The organism is Streptomyces sp. NPDC058221 (genome assembly GCF_042882365.1).
In the GTDB taxonomy this organism is placed as follows: domain Bacteria; phylum Actinomycetota; class Actinomycetes; order Streptomycetales; family Streptomycetaceae; genus Streptomyces.
Genome location: NZ_JBHVWF010000105.1, coordinates 1 through 18,937, shown reverse-complemented (window position 1 = coordinate 18,937; position 18,937 = coordinate 1). Strand labels below are relative to the sequence as shown.

The window sequence follows — 18,937 nt, the reverse complement described above, 5'->3', positions numbered from 1 at the left end:
TCCGTACGGATAGCGTTCGGCGATCATGGTCGGCACTCTGGACACATGAACGCTTCTCGTACACCCGGCCGGACCGCACCCCGCCCCGCTCAGCGTCGTGCCGAGATGGGCATGCTGATCGGGGGTGCGGTGGCATTCGTCTGGGCCGGGGCGATGCTCTACACCCTGGCCTCGTGGATCCTCTAGCGGTGCGTCAGCGCACCGCCGCCACCCGGAAGCCCAGCCCGGCCGCCCGCAGCCGGCTTCCCAGCGCGTCGCCCATCGCGACGGCCGTGGTGACCTGCCCCGCCACCGCCGGCAGCTCGTCCAGCGCCAGACACAGCGCGGACTCGGCGAGCATCTTCGCCGTCTCGCCGTAACCGGGATCACCGCCCGACACCTCGGTGAACACCCGCCGGCCGCCGCCCTCGCCGACGAACCGGACCGTGAACCAGCTGCGCCGCCTGCGCTCCGCGTCAGGGCCGGAGCCGGGCTCGTAGCGGTTCATCAGCCACGCCCGTGCCGCCGGCACCTGCGCCGCGCCCAGCAGGGCGCCGAGCGCCGCGGTGCCGCCCAGGGCCACCGGCAGATGCCTGACCGAGGCGTAGTGCCGGTAACGGAAGTCGGGGCCGTACCGGGGCAGCGCGCGGGCGGAGCGCTCCACGATCTGTGCGTCGAGGGTGGGCAGTGGAAGGGCCCAGGTGCCCGTCTCCGCGCTGAACCGCGGTGCGCCCAGCGGGGCGCGGGTCCGGCGGTCGACCAGCCGCGGCTCGTGCAGCCGGCGCTCCCTCGCCGCGCGCAGCATCTGCGGGCCCCGGCCCATCGCGGTCAGCGCGGAGGCGAACGTACCCCCGGAGAAGACGGCGTTGCTGCGGACGAATCCGTCGATGCGCAGCGGCACGTCCTCGGGCAGCTGCTGGACCGTGAAGTACACCCCGAGATCGTGCGGTACGGAGTCGAAGCCGCAGGCGTGCACGATGCGGGCGCCCGTCTCGCGAGCCCGTGCGTCGTGCTCCAGATACATCCGGTCGGCGAACTCCGGCTCACCGGAAAGATCCGCGTAGTCCGTCCCCGCCTCGGCGCAGGCTGCTACCAGCTGCTCCCCGTACCAGACGTACGGGCCGACCGTCGTGGCCACCACATGGGCGGACTCGGCCAGTTCGCGCAGTGATCCGGCGTCGTCCGCATCGGCATGCAGCAGCGGGAGGTCCGCCCAGCGCGGATCGGTGGCGGTCAGGCGGTTCCGCAGCTGCTCCAGCTTGGCGCGGTTGCGGCCGGCCAGGGCCCAGCGGCAGCCGTCCGGTGCATGGGCCGCCAAGTATGCGGCGGTGAGGACGCCCACGAAGCCGGTGGCGCCGAAAAGGACCACGTCATAGGGGCGTTGTGCCCCGTTCTGCCTGTTCACGAGTGCCTCCGCAGGGGCCGGCGCCGATGTAGCAGGCAGAGGTTAGCGGAGGCGGACGTGGCGGTGTGCGGCCGGGAGGGCTTCGTGGGGGAGGATCGGCGGGAAAGGACTAAGCGCTTGCTCGGCCCAAGGGGTTGTGCGGAGCGCGGTACGTTCTTAGCATCATCGGTGTTACATCAGTTGTGTCATACCGCTGGGGGCTCGATGGCAGCAGCAGGGAACGGCGTGCAGGGCCCACGCGGGCCGCTCGCCGGAGTACGGGTGGTCGAGCTGGCGGGCATCGGCCCCGGCCCGTTCGCCGCGATGCTCCTGGCCGATCTGGGCGCGGACGTGGTGCGGGTCGACCGCCCCGGCGGTGCCGGACTCGGCATCGACCCGGCCCGCGACCTCACCAACCGCAACAAGCGTTCCGTCCTCGTCGACCTCAAGGCGCAGGACGGCCCGGCGACGGTCCTGGACCTGGTCGAGCGCGCCGACATCCTGATCGAGGGGTACCGGCCGGGCGTCGCCGAGCGCCTCGGAGTCGGCCCCGACGCCTGCCTGGCCCGTAATCCCCGCCTCGTCTACGGGCGGATGACGGGCTGGGGGCAGGACGGGCCGCTCGCCGACCGGGCAGGGCACGACATCGCCTACATCGCGGTCACCGGCACCCTCTCCATGATCGGGAAGCCGGGCGAGCCGCCCATCGTCCCGGCCAACCTGCTCGGCGACTACGCCGGCGGCTCGCTCTACCTGGTCGTCGGAGTCCTCGCGGCCCTCCAGCACGCCCGTACCCCCGAAGGCGCGGGCCAGGTCGTGGACGCGGCGATCGTCGACGGCGCCTCCCACCTCGCCATGATGATCCACGGCATGCTGGCGGCCGGCGGCTGGCAGGACCGGCGCGGCTCCAACCTGCTGGACGGCGGCAGCCCGTTCTACGGCTCCTACGAGACCTCCGACGGCGAGTACATGGCGGTCGGCCCGCTGGAACCGCGGTTCTACGCCGAGTTCACCGAGCTCCTCGGTATCACGGAGACGGCCCCCGACCGGGGCGACATCTCCCGCTGGGACGAGCTCCGCGCGGTCGTCGCCGCCCGGTTCCGCACCCGCACCCGCGCCGAGTGGACCGAGGTCTTCGACGGGTCGGACGCCTGTGTGGCACCCGTCCTCTCGCTCCGCGAGGCACCTCACCACCCGCACCTCGCCGCCCGCGCCACCTTCGTCGAGCACGGCGGACTCACCCAGCCCGCGCCCGCGCCCCGGTTCTCGGCCACGCCCGGCTCGGTGCACAGCGGCCCGGCGCAGCCGGGCGCGGACACCGAGGCCGTCGCCGCCGACTGGGGCGTACCGGCCCTGCGGACCACCCGGAAGGACACCACCGACTGATGCAGCGGCAGATCTTCACCGACGAGCACGACGCGTTCCGTGCGACGGTCCGCACCTTCCTGGCCAAGGAGGTCCTTCCGCACTACGAGCAGTGGGAGAAGGACGGCATCGTCTCGCGCGAGGCCTGGCGCGCGGCGGGCCGCCAGGGGCTGCTCGGCCTCGCCGTGCCCGAGGAGTACGGGGGCGGTGGCAACGCCGACTTCCGCTACAGCGCCGTCCTCGCCGAGGAGTTCACCCGCGCGGGCGCCCCCGGGCTCGCGCTCGGCCTGCACAACGACATCATCGGCCCCTACCTGACGGGCCTGGGCACCGACGAGCAGAAGCGGCGCTGGCTGCCCGGCTTCTGCAGCGGCGAGATCATCACCGCCATCGCGATGACCGAACCGGGCGCCGGCTCCGACCTCCAGGGCATCCGCACCACGGCCGAGGACAAGGGCGACCACTGGCTGGTCAACGGCTCCAAGACGTTCATCTCCAACGGCATCCTCGCCGACCTGGTCGTCGTCGTGGCGAAGACCACCCCGGACGGCGGCGCGAAGGGACTCTCGCTCATAGTCGTCGAGCGTGGTGCGGAGGGCTTCGAGCGGGGCCGCAACCTCGACAAGATCGGCCAGAAGTCCCAGGACACGGCCGAGCTGTTCTTCGACGACGTGCGCGTGCCCAAGGAGAACCTCCTCGGTGAGCTGGACGGCGCCTTCATCCACCTGATGACCAACCTCGCCCAGGAGCGGATGGGCATCGCCGTCGCCGGGATCGCCGCCGCCGAGCACCTGCTGGAGATCACCACCGAGTACGTCAAGGAGCGCGAGGCCTTCGGGCGGCCGCTCTCCAAGCTGCAGCACATCCGGTTCGAGATCGCCGAGATGGCCACCGAGTGCGCCGTCACCCGCGCCTTCCTCGACCGGTGCATCGTCGACCACTCGGAGGGGACGCTCGACGCCGTGCACGCTTCGATGGCGAAGTGGTGGGCCACCGAGCTGCAGAAGCGCGTCGCCGACCGCTGCCTCCAACTCCATGGCGGGTACGGCTACATGACGGAGTACCGGGTGGCCAAGGCGTTCACCGACGGCCGCATCCAGACCATCTACGGCGGAACGACCGAGATCATGAAGGAGATCATCGGCCGCTCGCTGCTCGCCTGATCCACCGCTCCTCGCCGAGTGACCACCCCCTGTTGCGCCACCACCCCCGAAAGGCAGCTGTCTTGAGTACCGAAGCGTTCGTCTATGACGCGATCCGCACCCCGCGCGGCCGCGGCAAGGCCAATGGCGCCCTGCACGGCACCAAGCCGATCGACCTCGTCGTCGGCCTGATCCACGAGATCCGCGGCCGCTTCCCGGGCCTGGACCCGGCGGCCATCGACGACATCGTGCTCGGCGTCGTCAGCCCGCTCGGCGACCAGGGCTCCGACATCGCCCGCATCGCCGCCATCGCGGCCGGACTTCCGGACACCGTCGCGGGCGTCCAGGAGAACCGCTTCTGTGCCTCGGGCCTGGAAGCGGTCAACCTGGCCGCCGCCAAGGTCCGTTCGGGCTGGGAGGACCTCATCCTCGCAGGCGGCGTCGAGTCGATGTCCCGGGTGCCGATGGGCTCGGACGGCGGGGCCTGGGCGATGGACCCGATGACCAACTACGAGACGGGCTTCGCGCCGCAGGGCATCGGCGCCGACCTCATCGCGACCATCGAGGGCTTCACCCGCCGCGACGTCGACGAGTTCGCCGCGCTCTCGCAGGAGCGGGCCGCCGAAGCCTGGAAGGACAACCGCTTCGCGCGCTCCGTCGTCCCCGTCAAGGACCGGAACGGCCTCGTCGTCCTGGACCACGACGAGCACATGCGGCCCGGCACCACCGCCGACTCCCTCGCCGCGCTCAAGCCGTCGTTCGCCGCGATCGGCGAGATGGGCGGCTTCGACGCGGTGGCGCTGCAGAAGTACCACTGGGTGGAGAAGATCGACCACGTCCACCACGCGGGCAACTCCTCCGGCATCGTGGACGGAGCGGCCCTGGTCGCGATCGGCTCCAAGGAGATCGGCGAGCGGTACGGACTCACGCCGCGCGCCCGGATCGTCTCCGCAGCCGTCTCCGGCTCCGAGCCCACCATCATGCTCACCGGCCCCGCGCCCGCCACCCGCAAGGCCCTCGCCAAGGCCGGGCTGACCATCGACGACATCGACCTCGTCGAGATCAACGAGGCCTTCGCCGGCGTCGTCCTGCGCTTCGCCCGGGACATGGGGCTCTCGCTCGACAAGATCAACGTCAACGGTGGCGCGATCGCGCTCGGACACCCGCTCGGCGCCACCGGCGCGATGATCCTCGGCACGCTCATCGACGAGCTGGAGCGGCAGGACAAGCGCTACGGCCTCGCCACCCTCTGCGTCGGCGGCGGCATGGGCGTCGCCACCGTCGTCGAGCGCCTCTGACCGTCCCCCGGCAACCCCCTGCTTACGGAGAAGAAGAGAATGACCGAGAGCACGACCATCCGCTGGGAACAGGACGAGGCCGGCGTCGTCACCCTCGTACTCGATGACCCCAACCAGTCCGCCAACACGATGAACCAGGCCTTCAAGGACTCCATCGCGGCCATTGCCGACCGCGCCGAGGCCGAGAAGGACTCCATCCGCGGCATCATCTACACCTCCGCCAAGAAGACCTTCTTCGCGGGCGGCGACCTCAAGGACATGATCAAGGTCGGTCCCGAGAACGCCCAGCAGGCCTTCGACACCGGTACCGCGATCAAGAGCTCGCTGCGCCGCATCGAGACCCTCGGCAAGCCGGTCGTCGCCGCCATCAACGGGGCCGCCCTCGGCGGCGGTTACGAGATCGCGCTCGCCTCCCACCACCGCGTCGCCCTCGACGCACCCGGCTCCCGCATCGGGCTGCCCGAGGTCACCCTCGGCCTGCTGCCCGCGGGCGGTGGCGTCACCCGCACGGTGCGCCTCATGGGCATCGCCGACGCACTGCTCAAGGTGCTGCTCCAGGGCACCCAGTACACCCCGCAGCGCGCCCTGGAGAACGGCCTGGTCCACGAGGTCGCCGCGACGCCCGAGGAGATGCTCGACAAGGCCCGCGCCTTCATCGAGGCCCACCCCGAGTCGCAGCAGCCCTGGGACGTCAAGGGCTACCGGATTCCCGGCGGCACCCCGTCGAACCCGAAGTTCGCCGCCAATCTGCCGGCCTTCCCGGCCAACCTGAAGAAGCAGCTCGCCGGCGCCCCCATGCCCGCGCCGCGCAACATCCTGGCCGCCGCGGTCGAGGGCTCGCAGGTCGACTTCGAGACCGCGCTCACCATCGAGGCCCGCTACTTCACCGAGCTGGTCACCGGCCAGGTCTCGAAGAACATGATCCAGGCCTTCTTCTTCGACCTCCAGGCCGTCAACTCCGGTGCCAGCCGCCCCAAGGACATCGAGGAGTGCCAGGTCCGCAAGGTCGCCGTGCTCGGCGCCGGGATGATGGGCGCCGGCATCGCGTACTCCTGCGCCCGCGCGGGAATCGACGTCGTCCTCAAGGACGTCTCCACGGAGGCCGCCGCCAAGGGCAAGGCGTACAGCGAGAAGCTGCTCGACAAGGCGCTCTCCCGGGGCCGCACGACGCAGGCGAAGCGCGACCAGCTGCTCGCGCGCATCACCCCGACCGGCGACCCGGCTGACCTCGCGGGCTGCGACGCCGTCATCGAGGCCGTCTTCGAGGACACCGCGCTCAAGCACAAGGTGTTCCAGGAGATCCAGGACATCATCGAGCCCGACGCGCTGCTCTGCTCCAACACCTCGACGCTGCCCATCACGGCGCTGGCCGAGGGCGTCTCGCGCCCCGACGACTTCATCGGGCTGCACTTCTTCTCGCCCGTCGACAAGATGCCGCTCGTCGAGATCATCAAGGGCGAGCGGACCGGCGACGAGGCGCTGGCCCGCGCCTTCGACCTGGTCCGCCGGATCAAGAAGACACCGATCGTCGTCAACGACTCGCGCGGCTTCTTCACCTCGCGCGTCATCGGCCAGTTCATCAACGAGGGCGTCGCGATGGTCGGCGAGGGCGTCGAGCCCGCCTCCGTCGAACAGGCCGCCGCCCAGGCCGGATACCCGGCCAAGGTGCTCTCCCTGATGGACGAGCTGACCCTCACCCTGCCGCGCAAGATCCGCAACGAGACCAGGCGGGCCGTCGAGGAGGCGGGCGGCAGCTGGGCCGGCCACCCCTCGGACTCGGTCATCGACCGGATGGTCGACGAGTTCGGGCGCCCGGGACGCAGCGGCGGCGCGGGCTTCTACGAGTACGACGAGAACGGCAAGCGCACCCGGCTCTGGCCCGGCCTGCGCGAGCACTTCGGGGTCTCCGGGGGTCGACCCCCGGGTGGGAACAGCACGCAACCCGGCACGGACATCTCGTTCACCGACATGCAGGAGCGGATGCTCTTCTCCGAGGCCCTGGACAGTGTCCGCTGCCTGGAGGAGAACGTTCTGATCACGGTCGCCGACGCCAACATCGGCTCCATCATGGGCATCGGCTTCCCGCCGTGGACCGGCGGAGTGCTCCAGTACATCAACGGGTACGAGGGCGGCCTGCCCGGCTTCGTGGCCCGCGCCCGGCAGCTCGCCGAGCGGTACGGCGACCGCTTCCTGCCGCCCGCGCTGCTCGTGGCGAAGGCGGAGAAGGGCGAGACCTTCCACGACTGACGCCGCCGTGCACCGCGTTCACCGTCACTCGGCGGTGAACGCGGCCCGCAGCTCCTCCTTGAGCGACCGCTGGAAGGCGGTCACCAGCGCCTGGAGCACCATCGGCTGCATGTGCGCGGACAGCGACTTCATCGCCTTGACGTGCTCAGGATCGGACTCCCGCTCCCGGTACGGATTCCACACCTCGTCCCGGAACAGCCGGCTCAGCTCGTGGGCGGCCGAGCGGGTGTGCTCCAGCAGTACCGTCCGGGCGGCGAGGATCGTCTCGTGCGCGATCGGCACGTCGAGCAGCTCCACCCCGAGGCGCAGCAGTCCCGGATCCACCCGGTAGGGGGCGTCGCCCGGATCGGCCCGTTCGAGTACGCCCATCGCCGCCAGCCGGGCGATGTCCTGCTCGGTCAGTGTCCGCCCCGCGCGGCGTTCCAGCTCGGCCCGCGTCGCGTCCTCCGCCGAGTCCGGAGCCCAGGAGGCCACCAGGGCCCGGTGGATCGCCAGGTCCTGGGCGCTCAGATCCGGCGGCAGCTGCTCCAGATAGCGTTCGATCGCGGCCAGCGTCATGCCCTGGTGCTGAAGCTCCTCGATCAGCGCGAGCCGGGAGAGGTGGTCGTGCCCGTAGTGCCCCACCCGGCGCGGTCCGATCACCGGAGGCGGCAGCAGCCCCCGGGTGCTGTAGAAGCGCACCGTGCGTACCGTCACCCCGGCGCGTGCCGCCAGCTCGTCGACGGTGAGCTTCGGCTCCTCGGTCCCGGTCGCCATCTCTGCTCCTCGTGTCCGGCCCTGCGGGTGAGCCGCTGCGTACGCGCCCCACTCGGATGCAACAGTATTGCTGTCTCACCAATGATGTGAAAGCCCGTGGTTGTCAGTGCCGGCCTCTAGCCTGAACTCATGTCCGAGATCACCTACGTAGTCGGCGACGCGACCTCACCCCACGGCAAGGGCGTCAAGCTGATCGTCCATGTCTGCAATGACCTCGGGGGCTGGGGCAAGGGGTTCGTCCTCGCCCTCTCACGCCGCTGGCCCGAACCCGAGGCGGCCTACCGGCAGTGGCACCGCGAGCGTGCGGGGAACGACTTCGGCCTCGGCGCGGTGCAGTTCGTACAGGTGACCCCGTACATCTGGGTGGCGAACGCGGTGGGCCAGCGGGGGATGCGCACGGGCGGCAACGGGGTCCCGGTGCGCTACGAGGCGATCGGCAGGGCGTTGGAGGCGGTGGCCGACCGGGCGGTGGAACTGGGGGCCTCGGTGCACATGCCCCGGATCGGCTGCGGGCTCGCGGGCGGGAAGTGGTCCCGAATCGAGCCACTCGTCGAGAAGTGGCTGACGGGGCGGGGCCTGTCGGTGACGGTGTACGACTTCGACTAGGGGCTGTCGTCGTGTACCCGTCGGGGTGTACGGGGCAGGAGTCGGGCCTCCGTCCGGATCGTGACGGAAAAGCCGCGTCTCCTGCTCCTGCGGTGCCCAGCCGGCTCTGTCCCTCGGTGACGGCCGGCGCGTCGCCCGGCCGTGCTGATACAGAACGGATCGGCGTGACGGTGTACGACTACGCCTGGCGGGAGGCGCGGCGGGTGGATGTGCCCACGGCTGTCGGGGGGTCTGGGTGGCGGTCGGGGAGCAGCGCCGCGGGGAGCAGCCCGAGGGCGACGAGTCCGGCCAGGAGCAGCAGAGCGGGGCCCGCCCCGGCGGCGGTTGCCGCCGCGTCCGAGGGGTCCGCGCCCGCCGCCGGAACCAGCCCGGCGGCAAGGGCGATGCCGAGGGCCGGTCCGACGTTCATGGCGGTCTGCTTGAGTCCGCCGACGACCCCCGCGTACCCGACGGGCGCATCGCCGACGACTGCGCCCGTCGCCGTCACCATCACGGTTGCGATACCGGCCCCGAGCAGGGCGAAGGCCGTCCCTGCACCCGTCCAGGCCCCTTCGGCTGCAGGCCCGGACAGGCCGACGATCCCGAGGACCACCAGGATCACGCCGGTCACCGCGGTGCGACGCGCCCCGTACCTGCGTAGCGCGGCGCCGGCGACGGGGGCACCGAGGACCATGAGCACGGTCAGCGGAAGGACCCGCACCCCGGTGGCGAGCGGGCCGAGGCCCTGCACGTCCTGGAGGCGGAACGTCGACACGAAGAGCGTCCCGAACAGGCCTCCTGTGGTGACGAGCAGCATGGCCATGGACGCCGTCACGGGCAGGGACCGCGCCACGCAAGCAGGCACGATCGGGTGTGCGGAACGGCGCTCGTGCACGACGAACGCGGTCGCGGCGCACGCCGTGACCGCGAATCCGAGCAGGGTGCGCGCGGCTCCCCAGCCGTGCTCCGGTACGCCGACCAGAGTGTGCACGAGCAGGCCCAGTGCGGCCGTGAGCAGGGCGGTTCCGGCGAGGTCGAGCCGCCTGGGCTCGGTACACGCGGATTTCGGCACCCGGACGGCGAGGGTGAGGGCGGCGACGGCGAGGGCGAGCGGGACGTTGATCACGAATACGGCCCGCCAGCCCAGCAGGTCGACCAGTACGCCGCCCAGTATCGGCCCGGCAGCTGCGGCGAGTCCGATACCCACGGTCCGCATCGCCACCGCCCGGCCGAGCAGGTCCGCCGGACAGGCCAGCCGCAGCAGCGCGAGGGTTGCGGGTTGCAGCAGCGCACCGAACACGCCCTGCAGGACGCGCAGCGCAATCACCCAGCCCACACCCGGGGCCGCGGCGATCCCCGCCGAGGCGGCGGCGAAGCCCAGGGCGCCGGCCGACAGCAGCCGTGCGTGTCCGAACCTGTCGCCCAGATACCCGGCAACGACGAGAAACGAGACGACCGCCAGCAGATAGCCGGTACTGGTCCACTGGACCTGGGCGACGCTCGCGCCGAAGTCCCGCCGTAACGGGGGCTGGGCCACCAGCAGGATCGTGCCGTCCAGTGCGACCAGCATGGCCCCGGCGACGCTGACCACCAGGGCGAGGCGCCGGCGCACGGCGCCGGTCACGGCTGTCCCGTACTCAGATGGGCGTCCAGCGCCGCGGTCATCAGACGGTCCAGTGCTGCGTCGGGGGCGCCGTCCGGCACTGTGCCACGGTCTCCGAGTGCCAGCGGAAGGCTGCCTCGCGTCCACAACTGAGCGATACCGTGCAGATTCGCCCAAAGAGCCGCCGCGGTCATGGTGTCAGGCAGCGGCCGGTCGGCCCGCGCGCCCGTCTCCCGGGCGCCGTCGCCCTGTGACCGGTACGCGCCGACGAGGTCGACCACGGCCTCGAAGAGGGGCAGCGACAACTCCCGGAGACGGGGCCGGCCCGGGTCCCGCGGCTCGTCGTACTGCTGCTCGCTGTCCAGAAGGTCGTGCCGGAACATCAGCTCGAACATCGCGGGGTGCTCCAGTGCATACCTGACGTACGTGTGCCCGAGTGCCGTCAACTGCGCCCGCGGCGGGGCCGTGTCACCGGTCGCGGCCGCGAAGCGCCGTCCCAGCTCGGTGAATCCGCGGTGGGCGATCGCGGAGAGCAGTGCGTGGTGCGTCGGGAAGTAGCGACGGGGCGCGCCGTGCGACACCCCGGCCCTGCGGGCGATCTCGCGCAGCCCCAGCGAGGTGGAGCCGTCGGTTGTCACGATGTCGACCCCCACATCGATCAGTCGCTCCCTGAGGGGTTTGTCCGTCGTCATGGGCACTGTCTACCAAACGGAGTAGACACTGTCTACTCCGTTCCGTGCGGTCGGAGCCGTAGAGTGCGCATCCTGAATCCCTCTTCGGGCAGGGTGGGTTACGGAGAGACGGACCAGATCTCTGCGTAACCCGCGTCGATAGGGTGGACCGGAACCGGTGGAGAGCGGGGGAGGGCCCATGGCCGCACGGGGCACGGACGAAACGCTGCTGGCCCGGGCGCTCGGTGAGGCGCCGCCCTCCGACGCGCTGACCGAGCAGATCCTCGACGCCGCGCGTGAGCAGTTCATGACCTTCGGGCTGCGCCGTTCCACCGTTGACGACGTCGCCAAACGTGCAGGCGTCTCGCGGGTGACCGTGTACCGGCGGATCGGCAACAAGGACGGCCTGGTGTCGGCCTGTCTGCTGCGTGAGTACCGGCGCTTCGTCGTCGAGGTGGACGAGGCGGTCGCCTCGCTGCCGACAACCGAGGACCGGATCGTCGAGGGGTTCGTGGCCGTCCTCGGACACATCCGCGAACACCCGCTCGTGGGTGGGTTGTTGCGGCTAGAACCGGAGATCATGCTCCCGTTCCTGACGGTGGAGAGCGGACCGGCCTTCCTCGTGATACGCGACTACGTGGCCGGCCGGCTGCGCGAGGCCAGGCGTTCGGAGGGCAGGCCGGAGACCGATCCGACACCTGTGGCCGAGCTGATGGTGCGGATCACGGTCTCCTTCCTCCTCAACCCCGTCAGCTGATTCGAGCTCGACGACGAAGAGCGGCTCCGGGTGTTCGCCCGCTGCTACCTGGTACCGCTGATTGCCGTGTCCTAGACGCTCGGCTGCACGGCCGGCCGTGACGTCTCGGCGGGCGGCAGGCGGCGCTCGTCCGGCAGCGGCTCAAGAGGCCGGCTGCCGGCCCAGTGCGGTCCGAGGTCGTCGAGGCGCCAGCCGAACGGATAGGAGCGCGGCTGCGGGCGTGAGGGCAGCCACCGGGGCCGGGCCGGCAGCATGCGCACACACCGTGCGCGGGCCCGCAGCGTTCCCGCGGCCGCCGTCCGCGCCCAGCCGGGCTGCGCCCGGAACCCCAGGGCCCGCAGCAGCGGTTCGTCCAGCAGGGCGAGCGAGAACCGTGCGACGGCCGGACGCAGCGGGCGCGGGTACCAGCTCGCCATGATCCGGAACGTGGCGTTCGCGACCCGCCGGTTGGCCGGGTCGTACGCGAACATCCGCTCCTCGTAGGAGTCCAGCAGTCGCTCGAACCCCTCATAGGTGTCCGGCGCGCCCTCGATGTCCATCATGACGGCCATCTTCCGGCCCACCTCGGTCAGCGCCTCGGTCTCCACCGGGCACAGTGGCCGCCAGCCGAACCGGTCGATCCAGCGCTTCGGCCCGACGACCGTGGTCGCCAGGACGTACAGGAAGTCCTCGTTCGGGATCCGGTACTTGCCGTGGATGCGGTTGAGATGCCGGGCCGCCGCACGGCCGCGCTCCGAGTCGAAGCCGTCGGCGGCCATCTCGTACCCGATGAGCACCGTGTCGTCGTAGCGCTTCTGTCCCGACCGTTCGAACTCCTGTGTGCGGTCCAGGAGCACGGAGATGCGAGGGACTCCGTAGTCGCGGAGGAACGCGACGCTCACGCCCTGCCGGTAGTCCCAGGGGAACTCGTACTGCGCGATCAGTCGGAGGATCTCGGCGCAGTCGCGGACGGGATCCATCCGGCGTATCTCATGCAGACGGCTGTAGCGGCCCATGGTGCACCCTCCTGTCGGGTGGTACGTGCGGCGTCCGTCCCCGGCTCAACTCGCCTGCATCAGAGGCGATCTGACGGAACGTCGAGCAGAGAGTCAATGTTACAAAGACTATCGACTTGTTGCACGAGTCGCGTCAACACCACCGGCACCGATGGGGCCGGTGTGGATGTGCCAGGGGCCTCGGGGCATGGGTGAGCCACTGGGGGGCGGTCGGATCGAGGCGGCCACCGGCCCGGGCCGGTGTCGGCGTCACGCCGACGCGCGGTGGACGAGCTCCGTCGGTGTGATCACCGAGTCCGGTTCGGCCGGCCCGTCGTTCAGCCGGTCCATCAGCAGCCGGACCATCAAGCGGCCCATTCCGACCACGTCCTGACGGACCGTCGTCAGCGGCGGATCCGTCGCCTCGGCCACCGACTCCATGTCGTCGAAGCCCACCAGCGCCACGTCCTGCGGCACCCGGCGTCCGTGCTCGCGCAGTACCCGCAACGCGCCCGAGGCCATCAGGTCGTTGGCGGCGAAGACGGCGTCCAGGTCGGGCCGCTTCTCCAACAGCCCGGCCATGGCGCGGGCGCCGCCGTCCGCGGTGAAGTCGCCGTCCGTGACCAGCGCCGGATCGCCGTCGGGCAGCACGTCGAAGTAGCCGTCGATCCGGTCGAGCGCCGACGTCTGGTCGCGCGGGCCCGCGATGTGCGCGATGTGCCGGCGGCCGAGCGAAACCAGATGGCGCACGGCCTCACGCGCGCCGCCGCGGTTGTCGCAGTCGACATAGGGCACCGCGAGCTCGGAGGCGGCACCGGGGCGGCCGGGGCGCCCGCCGTAGACCGTCGGCACCCGGAACCGGCGGATGACCGCGGGCAGTTCGTCGTCCGTGTGCAGCGAGAAGGCCAGCACCCCGTCGACATGGCCGCCGGCCAGATAGCGGGAGACCCGGTCGAAATCCCCGCTGCCCTCCACCAGGAGCAGCACCAGCTGGGCGTCGTACGTGCTGAGTTCGCGGCTGATGCCGCGGATGTGCTGGGAGAAGAAGGGGTCGGAGAAGATCCGGATCTCGGGTTCGTCGATGATCACGGCGACCGCGCCGTTACGCCGGGTCACCAGCGTCCGCGCCGCGTGGTTCGGTATGTAGCCGAGCTCCTCGACCGCCTTGCGCACCTGCTCCACCAGTGGCTGCCGCACCCCTGCCCCGCCGTTGACCACCCGGGAGGCCGTCGCCCGGGACACCCCCGCGCGGGCAGCCACCGCTTCCAGTGTGGGGCGTGCGTGGTGAGGGGCACCGGAGGTCGGACGGGGCAAGGGACGCTCCTCGGAGGCGCGGCAGGAGGCCGGAAACGGCCGGACAGCACGAACCCCGCCAGCCTAACCGTCGCCGGAAAAAGGTGACCGGGGGTACCTGTCGCGCGGGCGCCGGGCGGGGTACCTTCCGGCCATGCCGACACGTGCGCGGGGTGCCCGCTCGACGTCCAGGCCGCCCGCCCCGGCCCCGGCCGGTGCTCTGCGCGGCACCGGAGCCGGCGGCCGGTGACGCCCCCCGCGCCGGACGGCCGTGACCGTCGCACCGCCCGTCGCCGGATCCGCAACCTCGCGCTCACGGCACTGGCCACCGCGCTGGCCGTCACGCTGGTCACGGTGTCCGCGGAGGCCGCGCGCACCCTGCCGCGTACCGGATTCGAGTCCGCCGACGGGGCGCGCTGGACCGGCCCGGCCGAGGAGCGCTCCCTGCTCGCCGCCGTCGACCGGCACAGCGACCTGGTCTCCGTTGAGCGGATCGGCAGGACGAAGCAGGGGCGCCCGCTGCGCCTGGTCCGGATCGGCGGCCGGGAGCCGGCCGCGCTCACCGTGCTGCTCGTGTGCAGTCAGCACGGTGACGAGCCCGCCGGGCGTGAGGCCTGTCTGACGACGATCCGCGATCTCGGATACGCCAGGGACCGGGCGACCCGGGACTTCCTCTCCCGTACCGAGGTCCTCGTCATTCCCACCGCCAACCCCGACGGGTACGCCGCCGGCACCCGCGGCAACTCCGACGACCTGGACATCAACCGCGACCACATCGCGCTGCGGACCGCCGAGGGCCGCGCCATCGCGGCGGTTGTCCGGGACCGCGAACCCGAGGTGATCTACGACCTGCACGAGTACAGTGCGACCGCGCCGTACTACGACAAGGACCTCACCGTCTTGTGGCCGCGCAACCCCGGCGTCCACGACCGGGTGCACGGGGAATCGGAGCTCCTGGCCGAACGGTATGTGCGTCCGGCCGCCCGGGAGGCCGGGTACGGCAGCGGTCTCTACGGGATCTGGACCGATCCGGACACCGGCGAGCCGGTCAAGCAGACCGCAGGTGACGGACAGGAGCGCATCCTGCGCAACGCGGCAGGCATCAAGCACGCGGTGGCGCTGCTCGTCGAGTCCCGCACCGATGCGCTCGACGACGCCGAGCGGGACGACCCCGCACGCAACAGCCGGCGCCGCGTGCACTCCCAACTCGCGGCGTTGAAGGGGTTGTTCCGCTACGCCGATGAGCGGCGCGAGGAGATCGGCGACGCGGCGGCCGGTTCCCGGGCGGCCGGGTTCACCGATCGGGGCCCGGTCCTCCTCGGCGGGGCCGACAACGAGGCGGCGGGGCCCGGCGAGACGCTTGCGCAGCCGCCCTGCGGGTACCGGCTCACGGCGGCCCAGTTCGCCCGGGTCGGGGACGAACTCGCGCTGCACGGCGTCACCTCCCGGCGCGACGGTGACGGTGTGTACGTACCGTTGGCGCAGTCCGCCCGGAAGCTGATCCCGCTCCTTCTGGACGGTCGTGCGACATACCACCTCGCAAACGGTCAAGTCGATACCGCTTGTTGATCCCGGAAGATGCACACTGCGTGTGGTACTGCCTACGGAGAGCGAAACTTCAGCTTCCGTGAAAGGTGCCATTCGTGTCGCAGGACGATCAGAGAACGGGCGGCAAGGGGGGTCTGTCGGTAACGGCGGATCTGCCCAGCGACCCGACCCAGGGCCGGCGCCCCACGACCGACCGGGTGGTGTTCGGTGTCACCGCTGTCCTCACCCTCGCCTTCGTCGTCTGGGGAGCCACTGCCACCGACTCGCTGGAGGATGTCTCCAGCACACTGCTCAACGGGCTCATGCACAACGGCGGTTGGGCCTTCATGCTGGCCGCGTCCGGATTCGTGATCTTCGCACTCTGGCTCGCCATCAGCCGCTACGGAAGGATCACCCTCGGCCAGGAGGGCGAGGAGCCGGAATTCCGGACGGTCTCCTGGGTCGCGATGATGTTCAGCGCCGGTATGGGGATCGGTCTGATGTTCTATGGAGTCAGTGAGCCGCTGGCGCACTTCGTCCACCCGCCGCCCGGTACCCACCCCGCCGACGCCGCCGAGGCGATGCAGACGGCGATGGCCACCACCCTCTTCCACTGGACGCTCCATCCGTGGGCGATCTACGCGGTCGTCGGTCTCGCCATCGCGTACAGCACCTTCCGGCGCCGCAGGCGGCAGACGATCAGCGCGGTCTTCGAACCGCTCATCGGCGCCCGGCACGCCCATGGCGGTGTCGGCCGGCTGATCGACATCCTCGCCATCTTCGCCACGCTCTTCGGATCGGCCGCCTCGCTGGGCCTCGGCGCCCTGCAGATCGGCAGCGGTTTCCACGAGCTGAACTGGAAGGAGAAGACCGGCACCGGGCTGCTCGTCCTGATCATCGCCGTGCTGACCGTGGCCTTCGTGGCCTCGGCGATCTCCGGCGTGGAGAAGGGCATCCAGTGGCTGTCCAACATCAATATGGTGCTGGCCCTGATCCTCGCCGTGTTCGTGTTCATCGCGGGTCCCACCATCATCGTGCTGGACCTGCTGCCCACCTCGGTCGCCGCCTATATCGGCAATCTGGCGCAGCTCGCCGGCCGTACCGAGGCGACCGGCCAGGGCGAGGTGGCCGACTGGCTCGCGAGCTGGACCGTCTTCTACTGGGCCTGGTGGATCTCCTGGACCCCGTTCGTCGGCATGTTCATCGCCAGGATCAGCCGCGGCCGGACCATCCGGCAGTTCATCGGCGGAGTCATCCTGGTCCCCAGCACGGTCAGCCTGATCTGGTTCGCGATCTTCGGCGGCACCGCCATCAAGCTCCAGGAGGCCGGAAAGCTGAACGGCGCCGACACCCAGGAGGCCCAGCTCTTCGGAGTGCTCCAGCAGTTCCCCATCCCCACGGTGATGAGCCTGCTGGTGATGATCCTGGTCGGCATCTTCTTCGTGTCGGGTGCGGACGCCGCCTCCATCGTGATGGGCACCCTGTCGCAGAAGGGCATCCTTGAGCCGGCCAAGTGGGTCGTGGTCTTCTGGGGCGTCGTCACCGGTGCGGTGGCGGCGGTCATGCTGCTGATCGGGAACGGCAAGGGCGACGCGCTGGCCGGCCTGCAGAACCTGACGATCCTGGTGGCCGCGCCCTTCACGATCGTCATGATCGGTATGTGTGTGGCACTGATGCGGGACCTGCGCGAGGACCCGCTCATCGTGCGCCACGAGTTCGGGGTGGAGGCCGTCGAGTCCGCGGTCATCGAGGGCCATGCGAAGTACGACGGTGACTTCGAGATCCGCATCGGCCCGGGCGGGAGCGAGATCACCACCGAACGCGACAAGCCCGGTGGTTCGACCCTGCGGCCGACCGACGGTCCCGAGGGCGAGTGAACAGCACGCGGCTGACGGAGAACCGCCTGGCCGGCTGAGATCCGCGCGGCCCATGGGCGTTCCGGGCGCGGGAGCTCCCCGGCCACTCCCGCGCCCGGCGCGCGGCGGTTGGGCGGCGGCTCAGCCCACCAGCCGGGCCGCCGCCTCCGCACAGCCCAGGGCCACGGTCACGCCCGCGCCCCCGTGTCCGTAGTTGTGCACCAGGCGTCCGCCGCCGGGCAGTGGCTCGGCCTCGATGCGGACCCCCGCGGCCCGGGCCGGCCGCAGCCCCACCCGGTGGCCGATGATCCGCGCACGGGCGATCTCCGGCCGGATCCGGGCGCACCGCGCCACGATCTCCTCGGCCGTACGGGGATCGGGCACGGTGCTCCACTCGTCCGCGCCGGCGGTGCCGCCCAGCACCAGCCGGCCCGGCTGCGGGAAGAAGTACGTCGTCGCGCTCGACGCGGGATCCGCCTCGGTGAACCACTCCTCGATCCCCGGGTTCTCCACCAGGACCAGCTGACCGCGTACCGGCCGCATCCCGGGGTCGGGGACCAGCCCACGCGCCCCGAGCCCCGTGCAGTTGACGACCGTCGACGCCTCCGCGGCCGCCTCGTCGAACGAGGTGACCGTCCGCCGCTCGACCGAGCCCCCGGACTCCCGGACCCGCTCCTCGAGCCAGTCCAGATGGACCGGCATATCGATCAGCGGCAGCCGGCACCGCAGCCCCTCGGCGGTCTCCACCACATCCTGCAGCTCACCGGCCCACGGCCCGAGTGACGCGAGTCGCTCGCCCCGGTGGACACCGCCGACCCGGCGCACACCGGTCTCCTGCGGACGGGCGGCCAGCTCCTCGTACCACCGCAGCGAAGTCAGTGACCAGTCGCCGACCCGGTCCTGCGGCTCGATCCGGTACGGCCACCACAGGGCGCCCGCCACCGCCGACGTCGTGGTCTCCGCGGGCTGCCGGGACCAGACCCGCACCCGGTGGCCACGACCGGCCAGCACCACCGCCGTGGTCAGGCCACTGACCCCGCCACCCACCACGATCACTTCCGACACTGTCGCCCCCGCTCGCCTCTGCCCGGACTCTTTGCTCATGACGGACGCTAGCCTGCGGCCCCGGCGGCAGCGGTGCCGGGAGTCCCGGCCCGCCGATTAGGATCGACACCCTGATGACTGCCACCCTCGTCGCCAAGGACCTCGCCGCCGGACACGGCGACCGCACTCTCTTCGCCGAACTCGACCTCGTGGTCGCTCCCGGTGACGTGATCGGTCTCGTCGGAGTCAACGGTGCCGGAAAGTCGTCGCTCCTGCGGCTGCTCGCCGGACTCGACCAGCCGGAGGAGGGTGAGCTGCGGCTCTCCCCGCCCACGGCCACCGTCGGCCACCTGCCGCAGGAACCGGAGCGGCGCCCCGACGAGACCGTACGGGAGTTCCTGGCCCGCCGGACGGGCGTCGCCGACGCCCAGGCGACGATGGACACCGCCACCCAGG

Annotated in this window: 16 protein-coding genes and 1 pseudogene; 10 read left to right on the top strand and 7 right to left on the bottom strand. The window is 71.2% G+C overall.

The features are described 5' to 3' along the window. Nucleotides 1-45 precede the first annotated feature (45 nt). The gene (gene mmpA / locus ACFVW8_RS27700; RefSeq protein ID WP_389694604.1) at nucleotides 46-186 is read left to right on the top strand and encodes a morphogenic membrane protein MmpA; all 141 of its coding nucleotides are present in this window, start codon (nucleotides 46-48) and stop codon (nucleotides 184-186) included. Nucleotides 187-193: 7 nt separating this feature from the next. Here mmpA and ACFVW8_RS27695 read toward each other — a convergent pair whose 3' ends face one another. Beyond that, entirely contained in the window at nucleotides 194-1,384 is a 1,191-nt protein-coding gene (locus tag ACFVW8_RS27695) for a saccharopine dehydrogenase family protein (RefSeq protein ID WP_389694602.1), read from the bottom strand. A 204-nt stretch (nucleotides 1,385-1,588) separates the two neighbouring features. Between ACFVW8_RS27695 and ACFVW8_RS27690 the strand changes: the two genes are divergently transcribed. The 4 genes from ACFVW8_RS27690 to ACFVW8_RS27675 all read left to right on the top strand — a co-directional run bounded on the left by ACFVW8_RS27690 (nucleotide 1,589) and on the right by ACFVW8_RS27675 (nucleotide 7,415). Then, nucleotides 1,589-2,749, top strand: a complete 1,161-nt coding sequence (locus ACFVW8_RS27690) for a CaiB/BaiF CoA transferase family protein (protein ID WP_389694600.1) — start codon at nucleotides 1,589-1,591, stop codon at nucleotides 2,747-2,749. After that, entirely contained in the window at nucleotides 2,749-3,891 is a 1,143-nt protein-coding gene (locus ACFVW8_RS27685) for an acyl-CoA dehydrogenase family protein (protein ID WP_389694598.1), read from the top strand. Before ACFVW8_RS27690 ends, ACFVW8_RS27685 begins: the two co-directional genes overlap by 1 nt. A gap of 62 nt (nucleotides 3,892-3,953) precedes the next feature. Further along, a complete protein-coding gene (locus ACFVW8_RS27680; protein ID WP_389694596.1) occupies nucleotides 3,954-5,168 on the top strand; it encodes an acetyl-CoA C-acetyltransferase in 1,215 nt (404 codons plus the stop codon). 39 nt (nucleotides 5,169-5,207) lie between these two features. Next, entirely contained in the window at nucleotides 5,208-7,415 is a 2,208-nt protein-coding gene (locus ACFVW8_RS27675) for a 3-hydroxyacyl-CoA dehydrogenase NAD-binding domain-containing protein (RefSeq protein ID WP_389694594.1), read from the top strand. Nucleotides 7,416-7,439: 24 nt separating this feature from the next. On the opposite strand, the gene ACFVW8_RS27670 is transcribed toward ACFVW8_RS27675, so the two are convergent. After that, nucleotides 7,440-8,171, bottom strand: a complete 732-nt coding sequence (locus ACFVW8_RS27670; protein WP_389694592.1) for a MerR family transcriptional regulator — start codon at nucleotides 8,169-8,171, stop codon at nucleotides 7,440-7,442. Between the two features lie 129 nt (nucleotides 8,172-8,300). On the opposite strand from ACFVW8_RS27670, the gene ACFVW8_RS27665 reads away from it, so the two are divergent. After that, complete coding sequence (locus ACFVW8_RS27665) at nucleotides 8,301-8,777, top strand: macro domain-containing protein (RefSeq protein WP_389694590.1); 477 nt, start codon at nucleotides 8,301-8,303, stop codon at nucleotides 8,775-8,777. A 178-nt stretch (nucleotides 8,778-8,955) separates the two neighbouring features. On the opposite strand, the gene ACFVW8_RS27660 is transcribed toward ACFVW8_RS27665, so the two are convergent. Then, nucleotides 8,956-10,380, bottom strand: a complete 1,425-nt coding sequence (locus ACFVW8_RS27660) for an MFS transporter (RefSeq protein WP_389694588.1) — start codon at nucleotides 10,378-10,380, stop codon at nucleotides 8,956-8,958. Next, complete coding sequence (locus ACFVW8_RS27655) at nucleotides 10,377-11,051, bottom strand: TetR/AcrR family transcriptional regulator (RefSeq protein WP_389694586.1); 675 nt, start codon at nucleotides 11,049-11,051, stop codon at nucleotides 10,377-10,379. Before ACFVW8_RS27655 ends, ACFVW8_RS27660 begins: the two co-directional genes overlap by 4 nt. A 178-nt stretch (nucleotides 11,052-11,229) precedes the next feature. Here ACFVW8_RS27655 and ACFVW8_RS27650 point away from each other — a divergent pair. Next, nucleotides 11,230-11,862: pseudogene (locus ACFVW8_RS27650) on the top strand (TetR/AcrR family transcriptional regulator). On the opposite strand, the gene ACFVW8_RS27645 reads toward ACFVW8_RS27650, so the two are convergent. Then, a complete protein-coding gene (locus ACFVW8_RS27645; RefSeq protein WP_389694584.1) occupies nucleotides 11,859-12,782 on the bottom strand; it encodes an oxygenase MpaB family protein in 924 nt (307 codons plus the stop codon). The pseudogene ACFVW8_RS27650 and the gene ACFVW8_RS27645 overlap by 4 nt on opposite strands. 249 nt (nucleotides 12,783-13,031) lie before the next feature. Beyond that, nucleotides 13,032-14,075: a LacI family DNA-binding transcriptional regulator gene (locus tag ACFVW8_RS27640; RefSeq protein WP_389694583.1), complete on the bottom strand. Its 1,044-nt coding sequence runs from the start codon at nucleotides 14,073-14,075 to the stop codon at nucleotides 13,032-13,034. Between the two features lie 225 nt (nucleotides 14,076-14,300). Here ACFVW8_RS27640 and ACFVW8_RS27635 point away from each other — a divergent pair, with 225 nt between their 5' ends. Both ACFVW8_RS27635 and ACFVW8_RS27630 read left to right on the top strand, forming a co-directional pair. Beyond that, nucleotides 14,301-15,623, top strand: coding sequence for a M14 family metallocarboxypeptidase (locus ACFVW8_RS27635; RefSeq protein ID WP_389694581.1), 1,323 nt, complete (start codon nucleotides 14,301-14,303; stop codon nucleotides 15,621-15,623). 74 nt (nucleotides 15,624-15,697) lie between these two features. Further along, the gene (locus ACFVW8_RS27630) at nucleotides 15,698-17,458 is read left to right on the top strand and encodes a BCCT family transporter (protein WP_389694579.1); all 1,761 of its coding nucleotides are present in this window, start codon (nucleotides 15,698-15,700) and stop codon (nucleotides 17,456-17,458) included. 120 nt (nucleotides 17,459-17,578) lie between these two features. On the opposite strand, the gene ACFVW8_RS27625 is transcribed toward ACFVW8_RS27630, so the two are convergent. After that, nucleotides 17,579-18,541, bottom strand: coding sequence for an FAD-dependent oxidoreductase (locus ACFVW8_RS27625; protein WP_389694577.1), 963 nt, complete (start codon nucleotides 18,539-18,541; stop codon nucleotides 17,579-17,581). 74 nt (nucleotides 18,542-18,615) lie between these two features. Between ACFVW8_RS27625 and ACFVW8_RS27620 the strand changes: the two genes are divergently transcribed. Then, nucleotides 18,616-18,937, top strand: a 322-nt coding sequence (locus ACFVW8_RS27620; protein WP_389694575.1) for an ATP-binding cassette domain-containing protein, incomplete at its 3' end; no start/stop codon positions are given.